This window comes from Streptomyces sp. IBSBF 2435 (assembly GCF_036815005.1).
Lineage (GTDB): Bacteria > Actinomycetota > Actinomycetes > Streptomycetales > Streptomycetaceae > Actinacidiphila.
Genome location: NZ_JAJSYW010000041.1, coordinates 1 through 19075, shown reverse-complemented (window position 1 = coordinate 19075; position 19075 = coordinate 1). Strand labels below are relative to the sequence as shown.

17 protein-coding genes are annotated in these 19075 nt (G+C 72.1%); 6 read left to right on the top strand and 11 right to left on the bottom strand.

Features of this window, described 5'->3' with window-relative positions; all coding sequences use genetic code 11:
* Positions 1-5: 5 nt before the first annotated feature.
* On the bottom strand, positions 6-389 hold the full coding sequence (locus V7E46_RS11145) for a hypothetical protein (protein ID WP_333768268.1): 384 nt from the start codon (positions 387-389) through the stop codon (positions 6-8).
* A gap of 265 nt (positions 390-654) precedes the next feature.
* Here V7E46_RS11145 and V7E46_RS11140 point away from each other — a divergent pair, with 265 nt between their 5' ends.
* Positions 655-1491, top strand: coding sequence for an alpha/beta fold hydrolase (locus V7E46_RS11140; protein ID WP_333768267.1), 837 nt, complete (start codon positions 655-657; stop codon positions 1489-1491).
* A 192-nt stretch (positions 1492-1683) separates the two neighbouring features.
* Here V7E46_RS11140 and V7E46_RS11135 read toward each other — a convergent pair whose 3' ends face one another.
* The 4 genes from V7E46_RS11135 to hrcA all read right to left on the bottom strand — a co-directional run bounded on the left by V7E46_RS11135 (position 1684) and on the right by hrcA (position 6075).
* Positions 1684-2427 (bottom strand): 16S rRNA (uracil(1498)-N(3))-methyltransferase, encoded by a 744-nt coding sequence (locus V7E46_RS11135; RefSeq protein ID WP_333768266.1) that lies wholly within the window; start codon positions 2425-2427, stop codon positions 1684-1686.
* On the bottom strand, positions 2424-3485 hold the full coding sequence (locus tag V7E46_RS11130) for a nitronate monooxygenase (protein ID WP_333768265.1): 1062 nt from the start codon (positions 3483-3485) through the stop codon (positions 2424-2426). Before V7E46_RS11130 ends, V7E46_RS11135 begins: the two co-directional genes overlap by 4 nt.
* Before the next feature lie 439 nt (positions 3486-3924).
* A complete protein-coding gene (gene dnaJ, locus V7E46_RS11125) occupies positions 3925-5058 on the bottom strand; it encodes a molecular chaperone DnaJ (RefSeq protein ID WP_329179044.1) in 1134 nt (377 codons plus the stop codon).
* Positions 5059-6075 (bottom strand): heat-inducible transcriptional repressor HrcA, encoded by a 1017-nt coding sequence (hrcA, locus tag V7E46_RS11120; RefSeq protein ID WP_329179041.1) that lies wholly within the window; start codon positions 6073-6075, stop codon positions 5059-5061.
* A 252-nt stretch (positions 6076-6327) separates the two neighbouring features.
* Here hrcA and V7E46_RS11115 point away from each other — a divergent pair, with 252 nt between their 5' ends.
* Both V7E46_RS11115 and V7E46_RS11110 read left to right on the top strand, forming a co-directional pair.
* Positions 6328-7002: an MBL fold metallo-hydrolase gene (locus V7E46_RS11115; protein WP_333768283.1), complete on the top strand. Its 675-nt coding sequence runs from the start codon at positions 6328-6330 to the stop codon at positions 7000-7002.
* 34 nt (positions 7003-7036) lie between these two features.
* Positions 7037-7861 (top strand): DUF3097 domain-containing protein, encoded by an 825-nt coding sequence (locus V7E46_RS11110; RefSeq protein WP_333768264.1) that lies wholly within the window; start codon positions 7037-7039, stop codon positions 7859-7861.
* A 21-nt stretch (positions 7862-7882) separates the two neighbouring features.
* Here V7E46_RS11110 and V7E46_RS11105 read toward each other — a convergent pair whose 3' ends face one another.
* Positions 7883-8329 carry a DUF1772 domain-containing protein gene (locus tag V7E46_RS11105; protein WP_333768263.1) on the bottom strand — a complete coding sequence of 149 codons (447 nt, stop codon included), beginning with the start codon at positions 8327-8329 and terminating at the stop codon, positions 7883-7885.
* Between the two features lie 91 nt (positions 8330-8420).
* Here V7E46_RS11105 and V7E46_RS11100 point away from each other — a divergent pair, with 91 nt between their 5' ends.
* Complete coding sequence (locus V7E46_RS11100; protein ID WP_333768262.1) at positions 8421-8999, top strand: TetR/AcrR family transcriptional regulator; 579 nt, start codon at positions 8421-8423, stop codon at positions 8997-8999.
* A 69-nt stretch (positions 9000-9068) separates the two neighbouring features.
* Here V7E46_RS11100 and hemW read toward each other — a convergent pair whose 3' ends face one another.
* The 4 genes from hemW to lepA all read right to left on the bottom strand — a co-directional run bounded on the left by hemW (position 9069) and on the right by lepA (position 16278).
* On the bottom strand, positions 9069-10301 hold the full coding sequence (hemW, locus tag V7E46_RS11095; protein WP_333768261.1) for a radical SAM family heme chaperone HemW: 1233 nt from the start codon (positions 10299-10301) through the stop codon (positions 9069-9071).
* Positions 10302-10320: 19 nt separating this feature from the next.
* The gene (locus V7E46_RS11090; protein ID WP_333768260.1) at positions 10321-12087 is read right to left on the bottom strand and encodes an ATP-binding SpoIIE family protein phosphatase; all 1767 of its coding nucleotides are present in this window, start codon (positions 12085-12087) and stop codon (positions 10321-10323) included.
* A gap of 218 nt (positions 12088-12305) precedes the next feature.
* Positions 12306-14189: an AMP-dependent synthetase/ligase gene (locus V7E46_RS11085; RefSeq protein ID WP_333768259.1), complete on the bottom strand. Its 1884-nt coding sequence runs from the start codon at positions 14187-14189 to the stop codon at positions 12306-12308.
* Between the two features lie 211 nt (positions 14190-14400).
* Positions 14401-16278, bottom strand: a complete 1878-nt coding sequence (lepA, locus tag V7E46_RS11080; protein WP_329179029.1) for a translation elongation factor 4 — start codon at positions 16276-16278, stop codon at positions 14401-14403.
* A 237-nt stretch (positions 16279-16515) separates the two neighbouring features.
* On the opposite strand from lepA, the gene rpsT reads away from it, so the two are divergent.
* Both rpsT and V7E46_RS11070 read left to right on the top strand, forming a co-directional pair.
* Entirely contained in the window at positions 16516-16782 is a 267-nt protein-coding gene (gene rpsT, locus V7E46_RS11075; protein ID WP_329179028.1) for a 30S ribosomal protein S20, read from the top strand.
* A 370-nt stretch (positions 16783-17152) separates the two neighbouring features.
* Entirely contained in the window at positions 17153-18001 is an 849-nt protein-coding gene (locus tag V7E46_RS11070) for a hypothetical protein (RefSeq protein ID WP_333768258.1), read from the top strand.
* Between the two features lies 1 nt (position 18002).
* On the opposite strand, the gene holA is transcribed toward V7E46_RS11070, so the two are convergent.
* On the bottom strand, positions 18003-18989 hold the full coding sequence (holA, locus tag V7E46_RS11065) for a DNA polymerase III subunit delta (RefSeq protein ID WP_333768257.1): 987 nt from the start codon (positions 18987-18989) through the stop codon (positions 18003-18005).
* Between the last annotated feature and the right edge of the window lie 86 nt (positions 18990-19075).

Sequence of the window (19075 nt, the reverse complement as noted above, 5' to 3'; positions counted from 1 at the left end):
TTCGATCAACTCGTCGTCGGAGACCGCTTTCCGCAGTTCCCGAGCCCGTGCACGTCGAACATCCGGCGCGTGCCGACCGTCGCGGTCAGATGGCCGCGCACGCAGGCGTTGTCCAGCTGCTGCGACACCTCGCCCCGCACCGAGATCTTCCGCCGGCCGACCGTACGCCCGACGCAGTCCACCGAGGCCGGCGCCCGGCCCGTCGACGCGCTGCACGACAGCCACTGCACCTCGACGTCGTCCTGTTCCAGCGCGTTCGTGGCCAGCTGATCCGTCGTCACCGACACCGCGCTGCCGGCGAGCCCGTCCGCGGGGACGCACCCCGCGAGAGCCACCGCCGACGCTGCCAGCAGTGTCCCAACCGCCCAGTTCCTCCTGGTCTTTCCCATCACCCAACGGTCCTGCCCGCGCGCCCGCCGGTCCATCCGCCAAAGGGCCGAATCGCACCCTTACGGAACCCCGGCGGTGTTTGCTACGGCCGCGTGGCGCCGGGGGCGCGTCTCACTGCGCGGGCGGCGTCTCACCCAGTGGGCCGCGCAAGATGCGATCACCGCGGCTACGCGCTGCGGTGGAGGGGTCCGCCCACGGTTCGCATGGCGCGCTTCGCCTACCGCGTGCGGACTTCGGCGCCGCGTATTCCGTACGGAGGTTTTCATGGGCCGCATCACGGTCGGCAGCGAGAACACGACCACCGTCGAGCTGTACTACGAGGACCACGGCGAGGGGCAGCCGGTCGTCCTCATCCACGGATTCCCCCTGGACGGAGCCTCGTGGGAACGCCAGATCCCCGCCCTGCTCAAGGCGGGCCACCGCGTCATCACCTACGACCGGCGCGGCTTCGGCAGGTCGAGCCGGCCCTCGGCGGGCTACGACTACGACACCTTCGCCGCCGACCTCCAGGTCCTGATGGACACGCTCGACCTGCGCGACGCGGTCCTGGCCGGCTTCTCCATGGGCACCGGCGAAGTCACCCGCTACCTCGGCAGCCACGGCTCCGACCGGGTCGCCAAAGCGGCGCTCTTCGGACCGATCCCGCCGTTCCTGCTGCGCACCGACGACAACCCCGACGGCGTCGACCAGGCCGTCTTCGACGGCATCAAGGACGCGATCGTCGCCGACCGGCCGGCCTTCCTGAAGGCCTTCCTCGACGACTTCAACAACGTCGACAAGCTGGGCGGCGCCCGGATCAGCCAGCAGGCCTGGCAGGCGCAGTGGAACGTCGCGGCGGGCGCGTCGCCCCTTGCGACGCTGGCCTGCGTGTCCGCGTGGCTGACGGATTTCCGCCGCGATGTTCCGCGCAATGACGTGCCGACTTTGGTGGTGCAGGGGACGGAGGACCGGATCCTGCCGATCGCCGCGACCGGGCGGCGGCTGTCGGCGCTGGTGGCGGACTGCCGCTTCGTGGAGATCGCCGGGGGGCCGCACAATATTGCGTGGACGCACGCGGATGAGGTGAATGCTGCGTTTGCCCGGTTCCTGGGCGAGGCCTGAACCCTGCCAGGCCGGCTGCGCTGTCGCCCCCGCTGAGCCCGGCGGGTCTCGGGGTGGGCTCGTGCCCCTACCGGGTGCCACGGCCGGTCGCCTGCCGCGCCGTCGTGGCTGGTCGCGCAGTTCCCCGCGCCCCTGGGTGGATGCTGCTTGCGGTATGCGCTCACCCCCTGCGCCCAGGTGCTGGCTCGGGGTTCAGGACCAGCGGTGGGTGCGGGTGAGGAGGAGGGCGGTCGCGGCGACCCCGGCCGTGGAAGTACGCAGAACCGTCGGCCCCAGCCGGTACGCCCCGGCCCCGGCCGCGGCGAACGCCGCCAGCTCATCGGGCGACACCCCGCCCTCGGGTCCGACCACGAGGACGAGCGACCCGGCGGGCGGCAGCTCCGCCACCGCGAGCGCGGCGGCGCCCTCCTCGTGCAGCACCCCCGCGAAATCCGCGGAAGCGAGCATCGCGGCGACCTGCCGCGTCGTCATCAGCTCCCCGACCGTGGGAAAACGCAGGCGCCGCGCCTGCTTGGCCGCCTCCCTGGCCGTGGCGCGCCACTTCGCCAGCGATTTGGCGCCGCGCTCCCCCCGCCACTGCGTCACGCACCTGGCCGCCGCCCACGGCACCACCGCGTCGACCCCGGCCTCCGTCATCGTCTCGACGGCGAGTTCGCCCCGGTCGCCCTTGGGCAGCGCCTGGACGACGGTGATCCGGGGCGTGGGCTCCTCCTCCACCCGGACGCCGTGGACGTCGACGTCGAGTTCGTCCTTGCCGCGGGCCGCCGCGACGACGCCGTACGCGCCCCGCCCGGCCCCGTCGGTCAGGACGACCTCCTCGCCGGGCTGCAGCCGCCGTACGGACACCGCGTGGCGCCCCTCGGGGCCGTCCAGGGTGATCCGGGACGGCGAGCCGTCCAGCGCCGCCGGCTCGACCAGGAAGACCGGTGCCGTCATGCGCCGGCCTCCCGGGCGGTGCGCAGTTCCGCGATCAGCAGTTCCATCAGGTGCCCCGCGGAGGCCTCGCGGGCCAGCCGGTGCCCCTGCCCGGCCCACAGCGCCATGCCCTGCGGGTCGCCCTCCGCGGCGGCGGCCTTGCGCAGGGGCGCGGTCAGGTGGTGGATCTGGGGGTAGCCGGGCGGCGCGTAAGGGCCGTGCTCGCGGACGAAGCGGTTGACCAGCGCGCGGGCCGGGCGTCCGGTGAACGCCCGGGTCAGCTCGGTACGGGCGAAGACCGGGTCGGTGACCGCCCGCTTGTGCAGCGGATGCGCGCCGGACTCGGGGCAGACCAGGAACGCCGTGCCGAGCTGCGCCGCATCCGCGCCGGCCGCGAGCACCGCGGCGATCTGCCCGCCGCGCATCATGCCGCCCGCCGCGATCAGCGGCAGCTGCACGGCCTCGCGTACCTGCGTCAGCAGCGCGAGCAGGCCCGTGCCGGCGCAGCGCAGCTGCGGATCGTCCCGGTGGGTGCCCTGGTGGCCGCCGGCCTCCACGCCCTGGACGCACACCGCGTCGGCGCCCGCCCATTGCGCGGCCAGCGCCTCGGCGACCGAGGTGGCGGTGACCACTGTGTACGTGCCGGCCTTGCGGAAGGATTCGAGCACCTTCTGCGACGGGCAGCCGAAGGTGAAGCTCACCATCGGTACGGGGTTCTCCAGCAGGACCGCGACCTTGGCGTCGTAGGCGTCGTCCGTGCCGGCGTCCGGGTCGCCGAGGGGGGTGCCGTACCAGGATTCCTCGCCCGCGAGCTGCTCGGCGTAGACCGCGACCGCGGAAGGGTCGGTGGCCCCGGGCTGCGGCATGAACAGATTCACCCCGAAAGGGTGCGTGCTCTGGTCGCGGAGCTGCCGGATCTCCTCGTACATCGCCTCGGGCGTCTTGTACCCGGCCGCGAGGAAGCCCAGGCCGCCGGCCGCCGCCACCGCCGTTGCCAGCCGGGGGTTGGCTGCGCCGCCGGCCATCGGGGCCTGCACGATCGGGTACGCCGAGAACGAAGTCAGGCTGGGCGCGGACATGGGGCTAGCCTGCCATGCGCTTGCCGCGCGGCTTCACAGCGCCCCCGGCCGCGGCGGCCCCGCGAGCCCCTGCCCGCAAGGGTCCCCCTCCCTCGCCCGGGGACGTCCCGCGGTTCCCCTCCGGCACGGAGGCGCCCCTCAGCTGCCGCGGGGCCGGGGGTTCTGAGCGGCAGGGGTGCCCACCCTGGGGCGCGCGCAACCCACCACCGGCCGGTGGTCCGGAGCGGACCGAACAGCCCCTCCGGGCCGGTGACGACCCGCCAGCCCCGGTGGGGGCTGGCCGCGCAGTTCCCCGCGCCCCTGGTAGGGCACCGCCTTACGCAGCGAAGCCCGAACCCCGCGGCAGCGGAAGGGCGCCCATCGACGCAGTAGGCGCCCTCGGCCCGCGCCAGCGAGGTGGCACTCACCGACGCGGGGGAACCGCAGGAACGGCGGACCGTCAACGGCCGTTGAAGGCGTCCTTCAGGCGGGAGAAGAGGCCCTGCTGCCCCGGCGCGAACTGGCCCGTGGGGCGCTCCTCACCGCGGAGTTTGGCGAGGCGCCGCATCAGGTCCTCCTGGTCCGCGTCGAGCTTGTGCGGGGTCACGACCTCGACGTGGACGACGAGGTCGCCGCGACCGCCGCCGCGCAGGTGGGTGATGCCGCGCTGGTGCAGCGGGATCGACTGGCCGGACTGCGTACCCGGCCGGATGTCGATCTCCTCCAGACCGTCGAGCGTCTCCAGCGGGCACTTCGTGCCGAGCGCCGCCGCCGTCATCGGGATGGTGACGGTGCAGTGCAGGTCGTCGCCGCGGCGCTGGAAGACCAGATGCGGGACTTCGCGGATCTCGACGTAGAGGTCGCCTGCCGGGCCGCCGCCGGGGCCGACCTCGCCCTCGCCCGCGAGCTGGATACGGGTGCCGTTGTCGACGCCCGCGGGGATCTTGACGGTGAGCGTACGGCGGGACCTGACCCGCCCGTCACCGGCGCACTCCGGGCACGGCGTGGGCACGACGGTGCCGAAGCCCTGGCACTGCGGGCAGGGCCTGGACGTCATGACCTGGCCGAGGAAGGAGCGGGTGACCTGGGACACCTCGCCGCGACCGCGGCACATGTCGCAGGTCTGCGCTGCGGTGCCGGGCGCGGCACCTTCACCGTTGCAGGTCCCGCAGGTGACCGCGGTGTCGACCTGGATGTCCTTGGTCGTGCCGAAGGCCGCCTCTTCGAGGTCGATCTCCAGCCGGATCATGGCGTCCTGCCCGCGCCGGGTGCGCGAGCGCGGTCCGCGCTGCTGCGACTGCCCGAAGAAGGCGTCCATGATGTCGCTGAAGTTCCCGAAGCCCTGCCCGAACCCCGCTCCCGCGCCGCCGCCAGCGGCGGACAGCGGATCGCCGCCGAGGTCGTAGACCTGCTTCTTCTGCGGGTCGGAGAGCACCTCGTAAGCGGCGTTGATCTCCTTGAACCGCTCCTGGGTCTTGGGGTCGGGATTGACGTCAGGGTGCAGTTCCCGGGCGAGACGGCGGAATGCCTTCTTGATCTCGTCCGGACCTGCGTCGCGGCGCACGCCTAGTACGGCGTAGTAGTCCGTGGCCACTTACGACTCCGCCAGGATCTGTCCGACGTAACGTGCCACTGCGCGTACCGCTCCCATCGTTCCGGGGTAGTCCATGCGGGTCGGTCCGACCACGCCGAGTTTGGCGACTGCCTCGTCGCCCGAACCGTAGCCGACGGCCACCACCGAGGTGGAGTTGAGGCCCTCGTGAAAATTCTCATGACCGATTCGGACGGTCATGGTGGAGTCCTTGGCCTCGCCGAGCAGTTTGAGGAGGACCATCTGTTCCTCCAGTGCTTCGAGTACCGGCCTGATCGTCAGCGGGAAGTCGTGGTTGAACCTGGTCAGGTTGGCCGCGCCGCCCAGCATGATGCGCTCTTCCGTCTGCTCCACCAGGGTCTCCAGCAAGGTGGCGAGCACTCCGGCGACCGCGGGGCGGTCGTCGTGGTCGAAACTCTCCGGCAGATCCTGCACCAGCGGCGGCACATCGGCGAACCGGCGGCCGACGACCCGGCTGTTGAGCCGGGCGCGCAGATCGGCCAGCACCGTATCGCCGACCGGCGCCTGGCAGTCGATCAGCCGCTGCTCGACCCGCCCGGTGTCGGTGATGAGCACCAGCATGATGCGGGCGGGCGCGAGCGCCAGCAGTTCCACGTGGCGCACCGAGGACCGGGTCAGCGACGGATACTGCACGACGGCGACCTGCCGGGTGAGCTGCGCGAGCAGCCGTACGGTCCTGGCGACGACGTCGTCGAGGTCGACCGCGCCGTCGAGGAAGTTCTGGATCGCCCGGCGCTCGGCGGACGACAGCGGCTTGACGCCGGCCATCTTGTCCACGAACAGCCGGTATCCCTTGTCGGTCGGGATACGGCCCGCGCTGGTGTGCGGCTGGGCGATGTAGCCCTCGTCCTCCAGCACCGCCATGTCGTTGCGCACGGTGGCGGGGGACACGCCGAGCCGGTGACGTTCGGTGAGCGCCTTGGAACCGACCGGCTCCTCGGTGCCGACGTAGTCCTGAACGATGGCACGCAGGACTTCGAGTCTGCGTTCGCTCAGCATTCGCGCACCTCCAGCCGTGACGTTCGTGGCCTGGCACTCCGCCGTTTCGAGTGCCAGCTTTCCCGCAGCAAGTGTACGGCGAGGCAGCAAGGGCTCGGCAAGGGTGCGGCACACCGGGCACGCGGAGGTGGCGGTGGTCTGCGGCGCGGCGGCGATAGCGTCGCCCCCGTGGAATCAGTGGAGAGCACGGAGGGTCCGGGTTCGGGCGGTTCTGTCTGGGAGCAGCTGGCTCCCGGGGTCGCACGGCGCAGGATGCCCCATCTCGATGTGACGATCGGACTGGTGGTCGGCTCCGACGGTGTGCTGCTGGTGGACACCGCCTCGACTCTGCGGGAGGGCGAGGAGCTGCGCGGGCAGGTCGAGGCGCTGACCGGGCGTACGGTCACGCACATCGTCCTCACGCACGGTCACTTCGACCATGTCTTCGGTACGGCCGCCTTCCCGGGCGCCGAAATCTTCGGGGAGCGCGGGCTGGACGGTTATCTGCGCCGGGAGCGGGAGACGCTGCTGGCGGACGCGGTACGTTTCGGCACCGACCCGGCCGAGGCCCAGCGGGCGGCCGGGGCGCTGGTGCTCCCGACCCGGCAGGTGACCGGTGAGACCGCGGTCGACCTGGGCGAGCGGCCGGTGCGGCTGGTGCACGCCGGCACCGGGCACACCGGGCACGACCTGGTGGTCGTGGTGCCGGGCGCCGGACCGAGCGACCCGACGGTGGTCTTCTGCGGCGACCTGGTCGAGGAGTCGGGCGAGCCGCAGGCGGGCGACGACGCGGACCCGGCCCACTGGCCCGGCACGCTGGACGCGCTGCTCGCCCTCGGCGGCGAGACGGGCCGCTACGTGCCCGGGCACGGGGCGGTGGTCGACGCGCGTTTCCTGCGGGCCCAGCGGGACGCGCTGGCGGAGCGCTTCGGGACCGCGCCTTCCTAGGTTCCGCCCGGCCCTGCTGGTTACGATCGCCCCCATGCGCAGCAGGAGTTACGACCCCGATCTGACCCCGCCGTGGAAGAAGAGCGCCCCGGCGCCCGAGGTGGCGGCGGAGCCCGACCTGGTGGTCGAGGAGGCCGCGACGGGCTTCTGCGGGGCGGTGGTGCGCTGCGAGAAGACCGCGGAGGGGCTGACGGTCACCCTGGAGGACCGGTTCGGCAAGCACCGGGTCTTCCCGATGGTTCCCCGCGGCTTCCTCATCGACGGCCGCGCGGTGACGCTGGTACGCCCGCGGGCCGCGCCCGCGCCCCGGGGGCCGCTGCTGTCCGCGTCCGGGTCCGTCGCGGTGCCGGGCGCGAAGGCGCGGGTGGCGCGGGCCGGGCGGATCTACGTCGAGGGCCGGCACGACGCCGAACTGGTCGAGCGGGTGTGGGGCCACGACCTTCGGGTCGAGGGGGTGGTCGTGGAGTATCTGGAGGGCGTCGACGACCTGCCCGCGATCGTGGCGGACTTCGGCCCGGCCCCCGACGCCCGTCTCGGCGTACTGGTCGACCATCTGGTGCCGGGCTCCAAGGAGTCGCGTATTGCCGCGTCCGTGACCGGCGAGGACGTCCTCGTGGTCGGGCACCCGTTCATCGACGTGTGGGAGGCGGTCAAGCCCGCCTCGGTCGGTATCCGGGAGTGGCCGCGGGTGCCGCGCGGCCAGGACTGGAAGACCGGGGTGTGCCGGGCCCTGGGCTGGGACATGTCCACGGGCGAGGCATGGCAGCGGATCCTGGCGTCGGTGCGGACGTACAAGGACCTCCGGCCCGAGCTGCTGGGCTCGGTGGAGCACCTGATCGACTTCGTGACGGCGCCGTAGGGCGCATGCCGGGTCGCGGGGTCAGGTGAGGGCGGCGACCAGCAGGGTGAAGGCGGCGATGATGACGGCGACGCGGACGTAGTGGAAGCGGAGCCAGCGGTTCAGCTGCTCCTTCCAGTCCTCGGGCCGGTTCTCGGGGGTCCACGCCTTGTTCCGGTTGTTGATCGGGACGAGCAGCAGGAGCGACATGATCACGCTGAGGATCAGCAGCGCGCCGGCGGTGACGACGAGGCCGGTGCCATGGTGGTGCCGTCCGGCGACGGCCCATGCCGCGGACAGGACGAGCGAGCCGATGTACCAGAACGGCATCACGGCGCCGAGCATCCGGCCCCCGTGGGCGTGGCCGAGCTGGCCGCTGTCCTCGGGGAGGGCGTTGAGTATCGGGTTGATGACGAAGAGAACGGAGAATTCCACTCCCACCATCACGCCGACGACCACAGTGGTGAAGACCTCGAGTGCGTTGAGCATGACGACCCCTCCAGGGATCTAGCGCTGCTAGCTATTGAGGCAACGCTAATACTACTGCCGCTCGCCTGTCTAGCGATGCTAGGATCGCGTCATGTCGGTACAGGAGCGCAAGGAACGCGAGCGGGCGGAGCGCGAACGCCTCATCGTGGCGACAGCCCGCGAACTCGCCGAGCAGCAGGGCTGGGACGCGGTCACCACCCGCCGGCTCGCCGAGCGCATCGAGTACAGCCAGCCCGTCCTCTACAGCCACTTCCGCGGCAAGCGCGAGATCATCGGCGCCGTCGCCCTCGAAGGCGCCACCGAACTGGCCGCGGCGGTGCGTGCCGCGGCCTCCGCCGCGGACGGCTCCCGCACCCGGGTCACCGCCCTCGCCCGCACCTACCTCGACTTCGCCGTGCGCAACCCGGCGGTCTACGACGCCATATTCCAGCTCGACGGCGGCCTGGCGTTCGCGGCCGAGGACACCCCGGAACCCCTCAAGGACGCCTTCGCCGCCTTGCTGGAGAGCCTGGGCGAGGTCGCGGGGGACGGCGTCCACCCGGGGCTGTTCACCGAGGTGTTCTGGGCGGCCCTGCACGGGCTGGCGGACCTGACCCGGGCGGGACGGCTGCCCCCGGCGGAAGCCGGGCGGAGGGTGGAGCTGCTGGTGGACCGGCTCGCCGTCCTCTGACACACCCTCCCGGCGGGCACGATGCGCACCCCGGCCGTATCGGGCCGTGACGCCCGGGCCGCGCCCGGCTCAGTCGGTGAGGTCGCGGACCACCGCGTCGGCCAGCAGCCGCCCGCGCCGGGTGAGGACGGCGCGCCCGGCGGCGTAAGGAGCGGGCTCCAGCAGGCCGTCGCTCACCGCGCGGGCCGCGTTCCGGGCGCCGGCGCCGGTCAGCAGGTCCAGCGGGCAGCCCGCGGACAGCCGCAGCTCCAGCAGGATCCGCTCGACCCTGCGGTCCTCGTCGGCGAGGACTTCCCGGCCCGCGCCCGGGCTGCGGGATTCGGCGAGGGCCTGCGCATAGGCGCCGGGGTGCTTCACGTTCCACCACCGCACCCCGCCGACGTGGCTGTGGGCGCCGGGTCCCGCGCCCCACCAGTCGGCGCCGGTCCAGTACAGCTCATTGTGGCGGCACCTGCCCGCGTGGGTGGTGGCCCAGTTGGAGACCTCGTACCAGGCGAACCCGGCCGCGGACAGCCGCTCGTCGGCGATCAGGTAGCGGTCGGCGTGCTCGTCGTCGTCGGTCGTCGGTACCTCGCCGCGGCGGATCCGCCGGGCCAGCTGCGTACCCTCCTCGACGATCAGCGCGTAGGCCGACACATGGTCGGGGCCTGCGCCTATTGCCGCGTCGAGCGAGGCGCGCCAGTCGTCGTCGGACTCGCCGGGGGTGCCGTAGATCAGGTCGAGGTTGACATGCTCGAAGCCCGCGTCCCGGGCTTCGGCGACGCATGCCTCGGGCCGACCCGGGGTATGGGTGCGGTCCAGAATCCGCAGCACATGCTGCCGGGCGCTCTGCATGCCGAAGGACATCCGGGTGAAGCCGCCCTCGCGCAGCTCCGCCAGATACGCCGGGCCGACGGACTCCGGATTGGCCTCCGTGGTGATCTCCGCGTCCGCCGCGAGCCCGAACTCGTCGCGGATCGCGCCGAGCATCCTGACCAGGTCGGCGGCGGGCAGCAGGGTCGGGGTGCCGCCGCCGACGAAGACCGTCCCGGCCTGCCGCGGGTCGTCCCCGAGCACCTTCCTGGCCAGCCGGATCTCGTCGATGAGGACGTCGGCGTAGTTGTCGCGGGACGCGAGCGCGCCGCCGGAGCCGCGCAGCTCGCTCGCGGTGTAGGTGTTGAAGTCGCAGTAGCCGCAGCGGGTGGCGCAGTAGGGCACGTGGAGATAGAAGCCGAGCGGCCGTCCCGCGGCCCCGGACAGCGCCTGCGGCGGCAGGGCGCCGTCCTCGGGCACGGGTTCGCCGTCGGGCAGTACGGAAGGCATTCTCCCAGTATCCGGCACATCAGCGGGCCTGGAGAACGAGCACCGCCAGATCGTCCGCGGGCGGCGCGCTGTCGTACGCGTGCACCGCGTGCCGGATGCGCTCGGCGATGCCGGCCGCGCCCAGGCCCGTGCAGTCCCCGAGGACCGTGGCCAGCCCTTCGTCGTCGTCGAACTGGCGCTGTCCGCGGCGCCGCTCGGTGACGCCGTCGGTGACGCACAGCAGGCTGTCGCCGGACGACAGATCAAAGGACTCGCTCGTGTACTGCGCCGTCTCGGAGATGCCCAGCAGGATCTGCGGGGAGGCCGCCTCCCGCACCCGGCCGTCACTGCCGAGCACCAGCGGCAGCGGGTGGCCCGCGGAGGCCAGGGTGCAGTGGGCGCCGCGCTCCGGCGCGTACGGCGTGATCTCGCCGTACAGCAGCGACAGGAAGCGGGCCTGGCCGCCCTCCCAGGCCGCGGTCCCGCCGGTCAGTGCCGCCGCCGCCTCGTCGGCGAGCGCCTTGTTGAGCCGGTAGAGCACGTCGCAGACGCCGTAGCCCTCGCGGGCCAGCAGCCGCAGCACCGGGCGGGCGACGCCGGCCAGAGTGGCGGCCTCGGGGCCGTTGCCGCACACGTCGCCCAGCGCGAAGCACCAGCGGCCGTCCCCGGCCGGGAAGAGGTCGTAGAAGTCGCCGCCGACCCAGTCCCCGGCCAGCGGCTCGTAGACCACGGCGTGGTCGATGCCGGGGATGCGCCCGACCGCGGGCGGCAGCAGACCGCGCTGGAGCACCGTACTGATCATCGCCTGCCGCGCGTACTGCCGCGCCGCGCCCATGGCCAGGGCCACCCGGCGGGCGAAGTCCTCGACCAGGCCCGTCACCTCGTCGGGCAGCCCGAGCGGCCCCGCCCGGCCCAGCAGCAGCGTGCCCTGGCAGCGCCCGGCCACCAGCAGCGGCACCGCGAGGGCGCCGCCGCCCACCGTGTCGCCCCGCGTCGCGGGCCACACAATGTGCCGCGCCCCCGGCCGCGGGTCCGCGGCGGGCGGTGACTTCTCCAGTACGGACCGCAGCCCGTCGATCCGCCGCTCCTCGACGTGCCAGACGCTCGGCAGCCGGGCCGCGGCTCCCGCCGGATACACCCACACCGCGCACCAGTCCGCGATTCGCGGCACCAGTAACTGGGCGGCGAGCAAAGCCACATTGTCCTCGTCCAGCTGGCCCGCCAGCAGGTCGGACGCCTCGGCGAGGAAGGACAGCGCGCCCCGGACGGCCCAGTCCTGGTCATTGGCGCGGTCGGCCTGCGGCGGCACGGGCGCGATCAGTTCCGCGGGCGGTTCGCCGCGCAGGCTCAGCGGCGGGGTGGCGCCGTCCCCGGCCGGCAGGTCGAAACGGCACCACACGGTCTTGCGGTCGCGGCGGTAGCTGATGCCCCAGGCGTCGGACAGCGCCGCCACCAGTTGGAGCCCCCGGCCGCCCTCGCGGCTGTCGTCGGGGGCGTCCGACTCGTCCAGGACGCCGCTGTCGTCGCGGAGCGCCCGCGTCGGGTGGTGGTCCGACACCTCGACGACGAGGCCGGGCGGCGACTCCCGGGTGTCGAGCCGGCACACCAGCTCCACGGTGGTGCCGGCGTGGACCACTGCGTTGGTCACCAGCTCGCTCACCAGCAGTGTGCTGTCGTCCAGCAGGCGCTCGCCGAGGCGGGCCGCCTCGGGCAGGCCGCTGTCCGACCACTGCGCCAGAGCGGTTCGCAGGAAGCGGCGGGCCGCGCCGGCGGCCTGCTGATCGCCCGGCAGACTCATCTGTGACATGGCCTCGGACTTGTCCGAGGCCATGTCACAGGTCTCGCTCCGGCGGCGAGAACGGGGGAGCCTCACGGGTCCATCGTGACAGGGTGACATTGCCGCGTGCCGCTCCGTTACCCCCGGGCGGGTCCCTTTCCTTCGACCCCACCCGCACCAGCCGCCAACCCCGTATCATTCCGCCGCTCGCCACTCCCCGGGGGTGGAGGACCGGCCATAGCCGGGTCTCAGGCTTCGCGAGCGCCCGCGTACATCTCCTCGATCAGCGGGGCGAACTCCCGCTCGACGACCGGCCGCTTCAGCTTCAGACTCGGCGTCAGATCACCGTGCTCGACGTCGAGGTCACGCGGCAGCAGCCGGAACCGGCGGATCTGCTGCCAGCGCTGGAGCCCCTCGTTGAGCCGCTGCACGTATCCCTCGATGAGGGCCTGCACCTCCTCCGAGGCGACGACCTCCGCGTAGGAGCGGCCGCCGAGCCCGTGCTCGTCGGCCCAGCCGAGGATGGTCGGCTCGTCGAGCGCGAGCAGCGCGGTGCAGAAGTTGCGCCCGCCGCCGACGACCAGGATGTTGCTGACGAACGGGCACACCGCCTTGAACTGCCCCTCGACCTCAGCGGGAGCGATGTACTTGCCGCCCGAGGTCTTGATCAGGTCCTTCTTGCGGTCGGTGATCTTCAGGTAGCCGTCGGGGGACAGTTCCCCGATGTCCCCGGTGTGGAACCACCCGTCGGATTCGAGGACTTCCGCGGTCTTGTCGGGCAGCCCGTGGTAGCCCTGCATGATGCCCGGGCCGCGCAGCAGGACCTCGCCGTCCTCGGCGACGCGGACCTCCAGGCCAGGCAGGGCCTTGCCGACCGTGCCGGTGCGGTAGTTCTCGCCCGGGTTGACGAAGCTGGCGGCGCTGGACTCGGTGAGGCCGTAGCCCTCCAGGATGTGGATGCCGGCGCCGGCGAAGAAGTAGCCGATGTCCGGGGCCAGCGCGGCGGAGCCCGACACGCAGGCCCGCAGCCGGCCGCCGAAGGCCTCCCGCAGCTTGCCGTAGACGAGCTTGTCGGCCAGCGCGTGCTTCGCCCGCAGACCCATCGGAGCCGAGGGCGTACCGGTGAGCCGCATGCTGTTCTGGGTGGCCTTGGCATAGTCGCGGGCGACTTCCGCGGCCCACAGGAAGATCTTGTACTTGGCGGCGCCGCCCGCGCGGGCGCGTCCTGCGACGCCGTTGTAGACCTTCTCGAAGATGCGCGGGACCGCGGCCATGTACGTCGGCTGCACGACCGGCAGATTCTCGATGATCTTGTCCACCCGGCCGTCGACGGCCGTGACGTGCCCGACGGAGATCTGCCCGGCGGTCAGCACCTTGCCGAAGACGTGCGCGAGCGGCAGCCACAGGTACTGCACGTCCTCGGGCTCCAGCATGTCGATCGCCTGGATGGCCCGCGCCATGTACGACCAGCAGTCGTGCGGCAGGCGGACACCCTTGGGGCGTCCCGTGGTGCCCGAGGTGTAGATCAGCGTGGCGAGCTGGTCCTTGGTGATCGCCGCGACCGCTTCGGTGACGGCCGCGGGGTGCTGGGCCAGATAGGCCTCACCGCGCTTCTCCAGCTCGGCCAGCGACAGCACCCAGCCGTCGCCCGCCTCGTCGAGCGCGCCCTCCGCGTCGATCACGACCACATGGGCCAGCTCGGGCAGTTCGGCCCTGCGCTCCCTGGCCTTGTCGAGCTGCGCGGCGTTCTCCGCGATCAGGACGCGGCTGCCGGAGTCGGCGAGGATGAACGCGGTCTCCTCGGCATTGGTGCTCGGGTAGACGGTGGTGGTGGCAGCCCCCGCGCACAGCACGCCGAGGTCGGCGAAGATCCACTCGACCCGGGTGTTGGCGGCGATGGCGACCCGCTCCTCGGGGCGTACCCCCAGCTCCATCAGACCGGCCGCGATCGCGTACACCCGGCGGGCGGCCTCACCCCAGGTGAGCGACTTCCAGCCGTCGGGGCCCTCGCCGCTCTCCGGCGGCACCGGGTAGCGGTACGCCTCCGCGTCCGGCGTGGCCGCCACTCGGTCCAGGAAGAGCGTCGCCACGGAGGGCGGCCGATTCTCTAGCAACGTCTGTGTGTCGGTCACCGCAACCTCCGGGCACGCGCGGGCGTTCTTAACTCACCAGTAACCTATCCGTCGGATCAGCCTAGAGGGCCGACGCCCGGCGCGTAAGGGGGTGTGACCAGCGCGTCGCGACCACCCCCGGGGCCCGCGCCCGGGACGCACCCCGTCGCGCGCCTGCCCGCCGGCGGACGGGCGCACCGCACCTGTGCCGTGCGCCCGCGCCGGCCGCCGGCTACTTCTTCGCCTTGGACTCGCCGTCGGAATCGGTGGACAGCACCGCGATGAAGGCCTCCTGCGGCACTTCCACGCTGCCGACCATCTTCATCCGCTTCTTGCCCTCCTTCTGCTTCTCCAGCAGCTTGCGCTTCCGGGAGATGTCACCGCCGTAGCACTTGGCGAGGACGTCCTTGCGGATGGCGCGCACCGTCTCGCGGGCGATCACCCGGGCGCCGATGGCGGCCTGGATCGGCACCTCGAAATTCTGCCGCGGGATCAGCTCGCGCAGCTTGGCGACCAGCCGGACGCCGTACGCGTACGCCTTCTCCCGGTGGGTGATCGCCGAGAAGGCGTCCACCTTGTCGCCGTGCAGCAGGATGTCGACCTTGACCAGGTCGGCGCTCTGCTCGCCGGTGGGCTCGTAGTCCAGCGACGCATAGCCGCGGGTCTTGGACTTGAGGTTGTCGAAGAAGTCGAAGACGATCTCGGCCAGCGGCAGGGTGTAGCGGATCTCCACCCGGTCTTCCGACAGATAGTCCATGCCCAGCAGCGAGCCGCGCCGGTTCTGGCACAGCTCCATGATCGCGCCGATGAACTCGGTCGGGGCCAGCACCGTGGCCCGTACCACCGGCTCGTAGACCTCGGACAGCTTGCCCTCGGGGAATTCACTCGGATTGGTGACGACGTGCTCGGCGCCGTCCTCCATCAGGACCCGGTAGACGACGTTGGGCGCCGTCGCGATCAGGTCGAGGCCGAACTCCCGCTCCAGGCGCTCGCGGACCACGTCCAGGTGCAGCAGGCCGAGGAAGCCGACGCGGAAGCCGAAGCCCAGGGCCGCGGACGTCTCCGGCTCGTAGACCAGTGCCGCGTCATTGAGCTGGAGCTTGTCCAGGGCCTCGCGCAGCTCCGGGTAATCCGAGCCGTCCAGCGGGTACAGGCCCGAGAAGACCATCGGCTTGGGGTCCTTGTAGCCGCCCAGCGCCTCGGTGGCGCCCGCGGTGTGGGTGGTGATGGTGTCACCGACCTTGGACTGCCGTACGTCCTTCACACCGGTGATCAGATAGCCGACCTCGCCGACGCCGAGCCCGTCGGCGGGCAGCATCTCCGGCGAGTTGGTGCCGATCTCCAGCAGTTCGTGGGTGGCGCCGGTGGACATCATCCGGATCCGCTCGCGCTTGGTCAGCTGCCCGTCGATGACCCGGACGTAGGTGACCACACCGCGGTAGGAGTCGTAGACCGAGTCGAAGATCATCGCGCGGGCGGGCGCCTGCGCCACCCCGACCGGGGCGGGGACGTCCCTGACCACCCGGTCGAGCAGCGCGTCCACCCCGACGCCGGTCTTCGCCGAGACCCGCAGCACGTCGGCGGGGTCGCAGCCGATCAGGTTCGCCAGCTCCTCGGAGAATTTCTCCGGCTGCGCGGCGGGCAGGTCGATCTTGTTCAGCACCGGGATGATGGTGAGGTCGTTCTCCATCGCGAGATAGAGATTCGCCAGCGTCTGCGCCTCGATGCCCTGCGCCGCGTCCACCAGCAGGACCGTGCCCTCGCAGGCGGCGAGCGAGCGGGACACCTCGTAGGTGAAGTCGACGTGGCCGGGGGTGTCGATCATGTTCAGGATGTGCGTCCCGGCGGGGCCGTCCGAGGGCTGCCAGGGCAGCCGCACGGCCTGCGACTTGATGGTGATGCCGCGCTCACGCTCGATGTCCATCCGGTCGAGGTACTGAGCACGCATCTGCCGCGCGTCGACGACCCCGGTGAGCTGGAGCATCCGGTCGGCGAGCGTCGACTTGCCGTGGTCGATGTGCGCGATGATGCAGAAGTTGCGGATCAGCGCCGGGTCGGTACGGCTCGGCTCCGGCGCATGGGCCGGCACGGAAGAAGGAGTCGCGGGCACGCAGGGTCCATTTTCTTGAGACTCTTGCCGCCGCGCTCGGCGCGGGACTCGGTCTCTGCTGGCTGGTCGGATCGATACGTAGCCTCCATAGTCCCATGGCCGGCGGCCCCCGGGCGGTTTGGGAGCGACAGCGCGCTCCTGGTAGCCTGGGGCGCTGCGCCTCGTGACCCCACCGGTCGTGTACCGCTGGACCGGGGCGCTGATCCTTTCGGTAAACGAACCTGAGAAGGCTCTTTCGTGGCGAACATCAAGTCCCAGATCAAGCGCAACAAGACCAACGAGAAGGCGCGCCTGCGCAACAAGGCGGTCAAGTCCGAGCTCAAGACCGCGGTCCGTCGCACCCGCGAGGCCGTCGCCGCCGGTGACGCCGCCAAGGCCGAGGCCGCCGCGCGCACCGCGTCCAAGAAGCTCGACAAGGCCGTGAGCAAGGGCGTCATCCACAAGAACCAGGCCGCGAACAAGAAGTCGGCCATCGCGCAGTCGGTCGCCGCGCTCCAGGGCTGATCACCCTTCGCAGCGGCTTCTGCCCGGCCCGTACGGCCGGTACGCCCTGTACGACCCGTACCACGAGTACCGCCCGTACAACCTGCACGGCCTGCACGACCCCGCGCGGTTTGCGCGCACCAGGGTCCGCGGCACGGCGGACAACCGGAATCAGCGGCCCCTCTACCGCCCGGACCCGCACCGCTCAAGGCCCGCACCGCACGCGGACGTTCGCCACGTGCCCGCGGTGCACCGAAACGCCTCTGCTGCCCGTCCGGAGATTCCCGGACGGGCAGTACGTTTCTGACAGTGTCGATATCCTCACACTATGTCGACGCCGCCACCGCCTGACCAGCCGGGCGCATATCCGTACCAGAACCCCCAGGGAGCCGTGCCCCCGCCCGGGGCGCCCGGGCAGATACCCGGCCGGCCGCCGACCGGCGGCGGTTACGGGGCGCCCGTGCCGCCCCAGCACAATCCGTACGCCCAGACCTCGGCCGGCGCCCCGGCCGGCCCCTACGGTCCGCCGCAGCCGTCGTACTACGGTCCCCCGCAGCAGCCCGGCGTCCCGGGGGCCGCACCCGGAGGGCGGGGCGGCGCCGGCAAGGCGGTGCTGTGGGCCGTGGTCGGCGCGGCCGTGGCGTCCGCGCTGTGGGGCGGCGGGGTGGTGCTGCTCGGCAGGGACTCCGACAAGGCCGACCTGCGCGGCTACACGGTGAAGAAGAACCTGTGCGACAGCGCGGACCTGAGCGCCTTCACCAGCGAATACCCCAAGCCGGACGACGACCCCAGCTCGTACGTCAGCGACCGCCCCACCGTCGCGGAGATGTACTGCAGCGAGAGCCTGAAGAAGGACGCCTCCACCTATTCCGACGCCTATGTGACGCTCCAGGCAGACCTGCACCGCAAGAGCGATCCGCAGCCGGAATTCGCCGACCGCTGGCGGAGCTACACCGACCACGGCACGATCTCGTCGGAGAAGTACACCGTCACAGCGGTCGACGGCTTCGGCGACGAGGCGTTCCTGATCACCCAGGACACCATCACCACGTCGTCGGGCAGCGAGAGCGGCAGCCGCGAGGTGATGCTCGAGGTGCGCGACGGATGGATGACCTTCTCGCTGTCCTGGGACGCCTACGCCTCGTCGCTCAACGACGATTCGGGGGCGACCGCGACGATCAGCCAGGCGACGCAGTGGGTCAAGGACGCCACGAAGGCGACGCTGCCCAAACTCAAGTAGGTCAGGAACCGGTGCGGGCGGCACGGGCGATGATGACCACCGCCTTCTCCAGCGCGTACGCGGGATCGGCGGCGCCGCCCTTGACGGCCGCGTCGGCCTCCGCGACCGCGCGCAGCGCGACCGAGACGCCGTCCGCGCTCCAGCCGCGGATCTGCTGCCGCACCCGGTCGATCTTCCACGGCGGCATGCCCAGATCCCGGGCCAGCTGCCCCGGGTTGGCGCCGCGCGGGGCGGACGCGAGCTTGCCGATGGCGCGGACCCCGGACGCCAGCGCGAAGGTGATACCCGGCAGCGGCTGCCCGACCGACAGCGCCCAGCGCAGCCGCTCCAGCGCCTCGGCCGCCCGTCCGGTCACCGCGAGGTCGGCCACCTCGAAGCCGGTGGCCTCGGCGCGGCCGGTGTAGTAGCGGGCGACCACCTCCACGTCGACCGTGCCCTCGGTGTCCGCGACCAGCTGGGTGCACGCGCTGGCCAGCTCCCGCAGGTCGCTGCCGATCGAGTCGACCAGCGCCTGCGCCGCCTCGGGCGTCACCGACCGGCCGAGCGTACGGAATTCGGCGCGTACGAAGGCGAGCCGGTCGGCGGGCTTGGTCATCTTCGGGCACGCCACCTCGCGGGCCCCCGCCTTGCGTGCCGCGTCCAGCAGCGCCTTGCCCTTGGGGCCGCCGGCGTGCAGCAGCACCAGGGTGATCTCCTCCACCGGCGCGGCCAGATACGCCTTGACGTCCTTGACCGTGTCGGCGGACAGATCCTGCGCATTGCGCACGACGACGACCTTGCGCTCGGCGAAAAGCGACGGGCTGGTCAGCTCGGCCAGTGTCCCCGGCTGCAACGCCTCGGGCGCCAGATCCCGCACATCGGTGTCGGCGTCCATCGCCCGCGCGGCCACCACCACCTCGCGCACGGCACGGTCGAGCAGCAGGTCCTCCTGCCCCACGGCAAGCGTGAGCGGAGCGAGCGGGTCGTCTTGAGCGGTCTTCCTTGCCATCGCGGCCCAGCATCCCACGCGCGTGTGACATCCAGGACCGGGGCGGACGGGTTGGGAGCACGAGGGGCGGATGGGCCAGGGGGCAG